General features: G+C 38.0%; 4 protein-coding genes and 1 CRISPR repeat array. All 4 genes read right to left on the bottom strand.

Going from position 1 to position 6,343, the window contains the following annotated elements:
• Positions 1-259 precede the first annotated feature (259 nt).
• Positions 260-1,447: a CRISPR direct-repeat array (repeat unit 28 nt; unit sequence CTTCCATACTAACTAGTTTTTCTGAAAC).
• A gap of 498 nt (positions 1,448-1,945) precedes the next feature.
• Positions 1,946-2,911 carry a porphobilinogen synthase gene (gene hemB, locus ACNF42_RS02815; protein ID WP_443338739.1) on the bottom strand — a complete coding sequence of 322 codons (966 nt, stop codon included), beginning with the start codon at positions 2,909-2,911 and terminating at the stop codon, positions 1,946-1,948.
• Positions 2,912-2,973: 62 nt separating this feature from the next.
• Positions 2,974-4,422: a gas vesicle protein GvpD P-loop domain-containing protein gene (gene gvpD / locus ACNF42_RS02810; RefSeq protein ID WP_443338737.1), complete on the bottom strand. Its 1,449-nt coding sequence runs from the start codon at positions 4,420-4,422 to the stop codon at positions 2,974-2,976.
• A gap of 315 nt (positions 4,423-4,737) precedes the next feature.
• A complete protein-coding gene (locus ACNF42_RS02805; RefSeq protein ID WP_443338734.1) occupies positions 4,738-5,178 on the bottom strand; it encodes a helical membrane plugin domain-containing protein in 441 nt (146 codons plus the stop codon).
• The gene (locus tag ACNF42_RS02800; RefSeq protein WP_443338732.1) at positions 5,175-6,332 is read right to left on the bottom strand and encodes an NAD(P)/FAD-dependent oxidoreductase; all 1,158 of its coding nucleotides are present in this window, start codon (positions 6,330-6,332) and stop codon (positions 5,175-5,177) included. Before ACNF42_RS02800 ends, ACNF42_RS02805 begins: the two co-directional genes overlap by 4 nt.
• Positions 6,333-6,343: the final 11 nt, after the last annotated feature.

Genomic DNA, 6,343 nt, shown 5'->3' with positions numbered 1-6,343 from the left:
TGAAGATCATTTATCTGAGGGCAGCAGAGATAAATGACAAATGGTCTATGAGATCATTGAGAGGATATTATAAATGCATTGATGAGATTAAGGAAATGTTCCAAAGGAGGTATCCTTTATAAATACACAACATTTGGGACACTATGTTGGAAATAGACAATATCTTAAAATTTTCATAATTTTCCATTGTTACTTACATCATGGACCTAGGATATCAATCGAAATCTTCCCTTAAGGAAGGATTGATCATTTGGTGTGTTTTGAACACTAACTAGTTTTTCTGAAACCACCACCTAAACCTCCAAGAATTGTGCAATCGTCACGTGGTTCTTCCATACTAACTAGTTTTTCTGAAACCTGATACAGAGCCAAATCCCTTGAGCTGCTTCATCAGGAGAGGCTTCCATACTAACTAGTTTTTCTGAAACACAGGAAAGCTAAAAGGTGGTAAAAGATGGAAACAGAAAAATGGCCTTCCATACTAACTAGTTTTTCTGAAACAACTGGCTTCCCATTCGTGCTTTGCTCAGTCTGATTGCCTTCCATACTAACTAGTTTTTCTGAAACTCTAATGTAATGGTGTCCGGTTACTTCGAGATGTATGAGTTCTTCCATACTAACTAGTTTTTCTGAAACATAGGAGGGGAAGTAAGATTCAGGCATAATTCTGGAAAGAACTTCCATACTAACTAGTTTTTCTGAAACAGAGTTAGATCATCTGAAGTATGAACTTCAGGGGATCCTTCCATACTAACTAGTTTTTCTGAAACTGCTATATTGTTTACTTCATCTGTAAGAATGAAATATACTTCCATACTAACTAGTTTTTCTGAAACAGGCATTTAAAAATAAGGAAAAACAAAGTATTGAAAAGTCTTCCATACTAACTAGTTTTTCTGAAACAGAGAGGTTGCTTAAAGAAGAAAATCTCGATCTTACTAATCTTCCATACTAACTAGTTTTTCTGAAACCAGGGTATCAAAGAACAGCTGCGGGTCACTAATGATCTTCTCTTCCATACTAACTAGTTTTTCTGAAACAGAACTGATAGCCTCATTTGACCCTGTGTTATTCGTTTGATCGCTTCCATACTAACTAGTTTTTCTGAAACTGGATTTTCCTCTATAAAGGAAAATCCTGTAAAAGAAACTTCCATACTAACTAGTTTTTCTGAAACTATTTTCTACGAATCGTGGAGTCATTATTTTAAGTTCCTTCCATACTAACTAGTTTTTCTGAAACAGCCGCAGCAGAAACAGGAAGCTTCTGGTTCTCAGCATCCTTCCATACTAACTAGTTTTTCTGAAACGGACAGAATGGAAGCCAGAGGAAACAGAAGACGAAGACACACTTCCATACTAACTAGTTTTTCTGAAACAAAATAATGAATTTACTGAGGTCAGATTTCAAATTGTTTGACTTCCATACTAACTAGTTTTTCTGAAACCCGTGATTATCACAAATGAGTATAATATGTTTTCTTCAATTAAACACAAGTTCAGGTAAATATTCACAATAAATTATTTTGTTTTTACGAATAAAAACAACAACTATTTTTTGAATTAGATTTTTCCTAATTGGTTATAACATCGACCGGTCAACCTATTTTTTTCACTTGGTTTATATACCCTGACGGTAAACTCGATTAACACTTTTTATAAGCTTTTAGTTTTGGAAAGTGTTTCTCCAGCATAATTGACTATTTCAAATTCTCCTATGGCTCCTCTCTTTCATTTGAAGTTTCATGATAAATGTATGATCCATTTTACCATTTCACGTTTTTAAATAATCAATCAATGTAAACAACTCTTTCATGATGAATTAATATCTCATTCTTTCTGGTTTTGATGCACAAGGCACATCAAAAATAAAAATGCCAAATCACAAATCATGCTTTTATTTTTATTGAAATTTACATAATTTACAAATGGCAGTTTTCCTTATTTCATTTTGAACTCATTCTTTCGCAGATATACTGGGCAAAATATGTAATTACCATGTCTGCACCTGCCCTGAATATGGATGTGAGATATTCATCAATGCTGCTCTCGGATATGAGTTTCTCCTTGATTCCATTCATAATGAGTGAATATTCTCCACTCACACCATAGGAAACAAGCGGCAGATCAAATCTTCTCCTTGCTTCTCTCAAAACGTCAAGATAGAAAAGTGCAGGTTTGACCATTATCATGTCTGCACCCTCTTCTATATCCTCTTCGATTTCCCTCATGGCTTCCCTTATATTTGCCGGATCCATCTGATACGTCTTCCTGTTTCCGAAAGAGGGGGTTGACTGTGCAGCATCCCTGAATGGTCCATAAAGGCTGGATGCATACTTTGCAGAATAAGCCATTATTGGGATATGTTCAAAGCCATTCTCGTCCAGCGCTCTCCTTATCTCTTTTACCTGGCCGTCCATCATGCCCGATGGTGCAATTATATCTGCCCCGGCTTTGGCCTGACTTACGGCAATTTTTCCATAGTATGAAATAGTGGTATCATTATCAACATCCCCATCCACTACTATTCCACAGTGACCATGATCTGTATACTCACACATGCAGAGATCACAGATAACAAGAAGACCGTGCTTTTTGAAATAGGGAATCGCTCTCTGAACAACACCATTTTCATCATATGCCTGGGATCCCTGTGAATCCTTTGTGTAAGGGACACCAAAGAGAAGAACGTTTTCTATTCCAATATTTTTCAGGTGCAGGCCATAGGAGTCCAGGCTGTTCATGGGATAGGAGAATATACCTGGCATGCTTCCGATCTCCTTTGGCTCGCTGATATTTTCATCAACAAATACGGGCATAATCAGTTTTTCCCTTAATATGGACGTTTCTGACACAAGGCTTCGAATCCTTTCATTCCTTCTCAGCCTTCTGAATCTCATTTCCGGATACATAATGAAGAAATACTAACCTCTATTAAAAGGTCATTCACAAAAAATTATTTTCCATTAAGCGTTCATACAGTTTTTGTAAGTGTGTAATTTGTCCATCCATTTTTGTCTGTTATTGTTTCAATGGCAAAGTGATCGTTGGAACCTGTATTCAGATATATGCAACCTTCCACATCTATGAAATGAACTGTCAGATATGCATAATGACTCAGTTTTCTGTAATAGTTGTCGTCGGAAATTATCACAATTATGCCGGTAACCCTGAGTTCGTTGATCAGGCTTAGAAGTTCACCCTCAAAGTTCTCACCATAGGTAAAGTTCAGGAAATCAGTGGAGAATATATACACATTTGGCCTCTTTGAGGATGCCATGAAGAATTCAATTACTTCCATTGGGAAATCCTGCAAAATGCTCTTTCCTTCCAGATTTATTATGAACTGACTTGTCCTCTTTGTCTTTTCTGCCGTAATGTAGTGGGTTAAATAATCAGGATCAGTTGTGGACATCATAACCTTCAGTGTTTCATAACTGCTTGATGAAACATCCATGGCACCTCTCCCATCAGCAATGGTTGTTCTTATAAGAGTGTTTTTGACAAGATTTACGGCCATCTCGGTCCTGTCAGATATGGTATTTCTATGGAAAAGAACTATGGAACCAAGATCCACACTTGTATCACCATGTGGGAGAAGTTTTCCGATCTCTTCGTTTCCCAAAGGTACCTTGTGCTGAACCTGTTCCTCTGCGGATGGCATTCCTATTTTCTTTTTGGGGTAATCAAGATAGAGCGAATCGAATATGGTGAACCTTCCATTGAGAAGTGTGTATGAATATATGGGAAGCGAACCTATGGAAATTCCCCTCAGTTTTTCTATTCGCAACTTCCTCACAAGATAGTTCTGAACGATCTTGCTGTTCAAAGAGATGACACCATCGGAGTAGTACTCAAGTTTTTCATTCCCTGTGGATTCCAGAACAACAACAAGTCCTGCGCCACTTTTTTCCACAAGGTCATTCTGAAAGACGGAGAATATGAGCGTTGGATCAATGTGATATTTTTCGGCCAGAGCTTCAATTGAGTCCAGAATTATAACCGGACCTTTGTCTATATTCCTCTCAACAAATCTGTATATTTCATCTATCTCCGGTATAACTTCTGTTATATCAAAAACAAGTCCCCCACTGAACTCGGAATCATTCTTCATGTTATTCTGTTCAATTATTCCCTCAAGTTTCTTAAGGGAATCTGTACTTACATATTTCAGGTCCCTCTGACCTTCACTCTCTCGCTGTTTCATTCTGTATGAGATTTTATCAATGAAGTCAAAGTTCTCCTTAAGTGGTTCATCTGTAAATCTGGACGAAAGATAGTGAATGGGCTGTGTTTCAAGAAGCTTAGCCGCCAGTTCGAGGGAAAATGTCGTTTTACCACTACCTGGACTCCCCTTAATAACCAAAGATTTTCCATATTTCTGGTTAAAGAACGTTTTGAATATTTCAAATGCTTCATTCATTGTTATTCTTACCTCGTACTCTAACGTTCCCAGGAATCATCCCACAGTAGATCAAATGCAGTTACTCGCAATCTGGCAATATTTCATATTCTATTGGGTATTCATTATATTACCTCATTCCTCATCTTGTTTACTGACACCTAAGGAACCTTTGAGAATATCTATAATGGATATTTTAACATTTTCTATTTCAATATTATTTTCCTGACCTGTTTTACTTATATGTGATGGAACATACAACATCTATTCTTTATGTCTGCAGAATTTGAAAAATATCATGAAAATTAATATAGAAGTTCAATTTAAGTTTTCAATTTAATTTTTCTTCCCTATCTCCTTGAGAATGGAGAAAGCAATCTGTACGCCTCTAGCTATATCAGGATCCTTAAGCTTTCTTGAAATACCCATGATTCCCTTAACTTCATCTGTCTGTTCATATCCCTTATCTATCCCTTCAAAAACTGCCTTTAGAAGATTTTCTGTTCCGCTCTGGTTAGCAACTTCAACAATTTCAAGAATCTTATTGAGAATTGAACCGAGACCTGATATCATCTGCTCATCAAGAATTTTATCCATGTTTCCAACCACAGTTAAAAGACCCATTAAGGATTGGAGTGTACCGTTGCTATTCATCTCCTGAATATTGTCCAGGATTGAATCAAGGAGAGGAAGTTTTTCCATTATGGAGTTAAGGTAAGGTGCATTCTCGTCAGATGTCAATTTTGCCATTACACTGTCTGTCTTTTCGTTGCTCATTGTTTCACCTCCGAAAGAACAGCTTTTTCAGTCATTGTCCAGTAAACCTTGTTGTAAATCAGCTTCAGCATATAAAACCAGTTACTATCCTTATAGAAGGTTGGGGGTCTGTTATAGTTAGAACTCAGCATACCCGCCCTGTTCAACCCTGTCAGGAATATTGCACCTCCGGTACCGTCATAGGTCGCACTGGCTTTTTCACCTTTTATTTGTGACACTATCCTCGCGGATACCGTAATGGCTTCAGCATCCGCAACTGATCCTGCCTTGGATACCTGAAGGTTTGTTGCATCTCCGATGGCATAGGCGTTTTGTGCGTTTTCAATCTCCAGGGTAAATTTGTTTACGGGTATCCAGCCCCTTTCATCTCCTATTCCAGAATCGAAGATCAACTGAGTGCCCTTGTGAGGGGGAACAACAATGGCAAGATCATAGGGAATCCTGCCACCATCTTTAGATATGAGTTCTTTATTTGCCCCATCCACACTTTTCAGAACAAAGGAAAGTTCTGTTTCAATATTTCTATCCTTGAGCATTTTTTCCAGTTTAGGCACAACTGGTTTTCCAGGAAAAGGGATTGGAAGCGGGAAAAAGTATGTTATTGATGTCTTATCCCTCAGGCCCTGCTTCTTGAGGTAGTCGTCCAGAAGGAATACGGTTTCCAATGGAGCAGGCATGCACTTATAGGGAAGGGAAGAGACACCCACAGCAATTTTTCCTCCACGAAAGTTTTCGATCTTATCCTTCAAACTCAGGGATCTTTCAAGGGAATAGGTGTCTTCAGTGTTTTCCCTTAAACCAGGAATTTCTTCATAGCTGTAGGAAGCACCCGTTGCGATTATTATGAAGTCGTATGTAATGGATTCGTTCTCAAGATAGACCTTCCTTTCCTTTAGATCTATCCTCTTCGCATTCCTTTCAACCCTTTTTATTCTCTTTGAAAGCATGTATTCCATGGGTCTGTGGGTTTCCTCCTTTTCCAGTATGTCAAAGGGTACTTCCAGGAAGCCTGGTTGATAAAAATGATTCTTTTTTCCATCTATAAGCATCAATTCAACGGCACCGGTTGATATCTCCCTGCTCAATGATTGAGAGATTCTATTGGCTGCACTTACGCCTCCTGAACCCCCACCAACAACTATAATTCTCTTCATATTCTGTCATA

Source organism: Cuniculiplasma thermophilum (assembly GCF_052315355.1).
GTDB lineage: Archaea > Thermoplasmatota > Thermoplasmata > Thermoplasmatales > Thermoplasmataceae > Cuniculiplasma.
The sequence above is the reverse complement of the archived record's forward strand: the minus strand, read 5'-3'. Positions and strand labels throughout refer to the sequence as shown.